This is a genomic window from Streptomyces sp. NPDC057638 (assembly GCF_042800315.1).
Taxonomy (GTDB): domain Bacteria; phylum Actinomycetota; class Actinomycetes; order Streptomycetales; family Streptomycetaceae; genus Streptomyces.
In genome coordinates, this window is the sequence record NZ_JBHVHF010000531.1 from 1 (window position 1) to 3,123 (window position 3,123).

Below are 3,123 nucleotides of genomic sequence, written 5' to 3' on the forward strand. Positions count from 1 at the left end.
GGCCGGAGGGGTCCGGACTCCTCCGGCCCGTGGGGCGACGGGGACCGGGCCCCCCGGGGTCATGGGCGCCGCCCGCCGAGCCGCGCCAGCAGACCGGACCGCACCCCGATGCCCCAGCGTTCGGCGATGAGCCCGTCGGCCAGCCGCCACACCACCACACCACGGGACTCGATCGCCCGCCCGGTCGGCGCCAGGCCGAGGAAGTCACCGAGGTGGGTGCCGCGCCAGGTGTTGTGGATGGCGACGTGGTCGCCGTGCGCGCTCATGTCCTCGATCGTGACGTGGAGATCGGGGAATCCCGCGCGGAGCCCCGCGACCGTGTACCTGACTCCGGCCAGCCCCTCGGGCGCGCCGGGCAGCGGCTGGTGGTCGACCATGTCCGTCCGGTAGATCTCCTCCACCACCGAGAAGTCCCCGCCGTTGACGAACTCGTCGAAGACCCGCCGGATGATCCTCTTGTTCCGTTGCTCCAGCGTCTCCTGGTGCGCCATGGTCCCGTGCCCGCCCTTCGTGTCTCGTTCCGCTGTCGTCGGGCCACCGTGCCGTTCGGAGGTGGGCGGCGTTCTTGACGGAAGCTTGACCGGGGGCCGCGCCGGACTGACCACATGGCCCGGACCGACCGTCACCCCGGCCACCCGCGCGGACCCGGCCGCCCTGTCCGGCCGTACTTCCCGCCGTCCTTCCCGCCGTCCTCGCCCGTGCGATGGGCGCCAGGGGCCGTCAGTCACCGCTCCGCCCGCCTTTTAGGATCGCCCCAACTGATCGACGACGAGGGGGAATCCCGTATGGCGCGGACCACCAGACGCATCGCCCGGGGCGCGGCCCCGCTGGTGCTGCTGACCGCGGTGCTCACCGGCTGCACCACGACGACCACCACGGGCGGGGAGAAGAGGTCCGAGGTCCCCGACGAGCCGAGCTCGGTCGGGGCCCGTGACTCCGGGTGCGCGCTGCCCGTCTCCTTCGACCTGGAGGCGGGCTGGCAGGCGCGGGCCACCGACGCCGCCTCCGCCCCGGTGGACTCCCAGCGGGTGGCGTTCTCGCTCGTCTGTGAGCTCGACGGTTCGGCGGCGGGGCACGCCGGTCGGATGCGGGTCTGGACCGCGCCGGTCGCGGGCCGGACACCGGAGCAGGCGCTGAGGGGCTTCGTCGGCGAGGTCACCCTGCGGCTGAAGCAGGAGAGCTACGCGCCGTTCCGGGCCGGTGCCCTTGCGGCGGTGGAGGCGCGGTTCAGCGAGAGCCCGGGGCCCGCGGGCGGTGGCGAGACGGCGGCCCGGGCGTTTGTGGTGGGCGCGGCGGACGGGCTGGTCATCGTCCAGCTCGGCGGGCTGGGAGGCGGCGAGGACCCGAGGATGCTCCCCGCCTACGAACAGATCAAGAAGTCCGTCCGCGCCGGGAAGGGCTGAGCGGGCGCGGCGCCGGGCCCGGAGACGCGCGGTCCTGCCCGGCGCGGAGCCGTGTCCCCGACGGGCCGTTCACCCGGCCCGGCCCGCCGTCGTGCCGGTCAGCAGCCAGCCGGTGCTGAGGAGTCGCAGGGCCCCGTCCCTCTCGTACGGGCGCAGCCGCTCGACGAGCCGTTCGCGCACCTCCGCGCGGATCCCGGGCGCCGCCTCGGCGAGCAGATGGCGGCCGGGGCCTGAGCCGAGCAGGAAGTCCGCCGCGTCCCCGGCGTCGCGGCCCCATGTCCCGTACGCCTGGACATGCTCGGCCGCCACGTCCTGGAAGCCCGCCGCGGTCAGCAGGGACAGGGCGGTGCCCGGGTCGGCGAGGGAGAACATGCCGGGCCCGCCGGGGGTGCCGAAGCCCTGGACGGGGAGGAGGTCGCCCAGGGAGACGAGGGCCTGGAGCCACTCGTTGCCGCCGGGGTCGGCGGCGGTGAGGAAGGCGGCGCGCCCGCCGGGGCGCAGGGCGCCCGCGACGTTGGTGAACGCGGCGAGCGGGTCGGCGAAGAACATGACACCGAAGCGGCTGATCGCGACGTCGAAGGAGCCGCCCGGCAGCGGGTGCACCTGGGCGTCGGCCTGTTCGAAGGAGACGTTGGTGATCTCCTCCCGGGCGGCGCGGTCCCGGGCCCGTTCCAGTACCGGCGCGGAGAGGTCGAGTCCGAGTGCGTGGCCGCGCTCGCCCGCCGCGCGGGCCGCGAGCCGGGTGGTGGCACCGCCACCGCAGCCGATGTCGAGGACCCGGTCGCCGTCCGATACGGCGGCGGCGTCGAGCAGGGGCCGGTCGAAACCGGCGTTGACCGCGTTCCAGCGGTCCTGATGGGTGGCCCAGTGGGTGCCCTCGTAGCCGTTCCAGGCTTCGGACTGGGCGGTGTTGGCGACGACGTGCATAGGACGGACCTCCGGCGAGATGGGGACGGACCCTAGAATGGGCGTCTGCCCAAACAGTATGGGCGCGCGCCCATACTGGCAATCCCCAGCCCCCGGGAGGTACTTGATGGCACCGCGTGGAATCGCGATCCCCGATCTGCGTGAGCGGCTGTTCGACGCGGCGGAACGCGTGGTGGCGCGGGACGGCGCCGCGGCCCTGACCAGCAGGGCGATCACCGAGGAAGCGGGCTGCGCCAAGGGGGTGCTGCACACCCGGTTCGCGGGACTCGACGAATTCGTGGCGGAACTCGTCCTCGACCGCTTCGCGCGGATCGCCCGGCTGGCCGGTGAACTGCCCGCCCGCGCGGGCACCGCCACCGTCGCGGACAACCTGGACGCGGTCGCGGAGACCGTGCTGTCACTCGACAGCGGGGTCGTGGGGCTCGCGGTCACCCGCCCGGTGGCGGCCCGCCGGGTCCGGGAGAGCTGGCAGGCGGGCGCACCCGGCTTCGGAGTGGTGCAGCGGGCGATCGGTGACTATCTGCGGGACGAGCGTCAGTTGGGGCGCGTGGGGGAGGAGGTCGACCCGGAGTCGGTCGCACTGGCCCTGGTGGGCACCCTGCACCATCTGCTGATGACCGGCTGGGAGGGCGCGCCGGACCCCCGGGAGAGCGTCGGGCGCCTGGTCCGCGCCCTGGTGCGGGAGTCCTGACCCAGGCGGGTCGGGATGTCTCGCCCCTCGCGGTTCCCCGTGTCCTCGCCGTGCGGTCCGCGGGGAGCGTAAGGCCGTCGCCGTCGGTCACCAGGGCGACCG

4 protein-coding genes are annotated in these 3,123 nt (G+C 74.6%); 2 read left to right on the forward strand and 2 right to left on the reverse strand.

All coding sequences use genetic code 11. The features are described 5' to 3' along the window. Window positions 1-59: 59 nt before the first annotated feature. Window positions 60-491: an ester cyclase gene (locus ACFVIM_RS34385; protein ID WP_384310115.1), complete on the reverse strand. Its 432-nt coding sequence runs from the start codon at window positions 489-491 to the stop codon at window positions 60-62. A gap of 294 nt (window positions 492-785) precedes the next feature. Between ACFVIM_RS34385 and ACFVIM_RS34390 the strand changes: the two genes are divergently transcribed. Next, entirely contained in the window at window positions 786-1,403 is a 618-nt protein-coding gene (locus tag ACFVIM_RS34390) for a lipoprotein (RefSeq protein WP_384310118.1), read from the forward strand. A 69-nt stretch (window positions 1,404-1,472) separates the two neighbouring features. Here the strand turns inward: ACFVIM_RS34390 and ACFVIM_RS34395 are convergent, their stop codons facing one another. Then, entirely contained in the window at window positions 1,473-2,330 is an 858-nt protein-coding gene (locus tag ACFVIM_RS34395; RefSeq protein WP_384310120.1) for a class I SAM-dependent methyltransferase, read from the reverse strand. Window positions 2,331-2,436: 106 nt separating this feature from the next. Between ACFVIM_RS34395 and ACFVIM_RS34400 the strand changes: the two genes are divergently transcribed. After that, window positions 2,437-3,021 carry a TetR/AcrR family transcriptional regulator gene (locus ACFVIM_RS34400; RefSeq protein ID WP_384310122.1) on the forward strand — a complete coding sequence of 195 codons (585 nt, stop codon included), beginning with the start codon at window positions 2,437-2,439 and terminating at the stop codon, window positions 3,019-3,021. Window positions 3,022-3,123 lie beyond the last annotated feature (102 nt).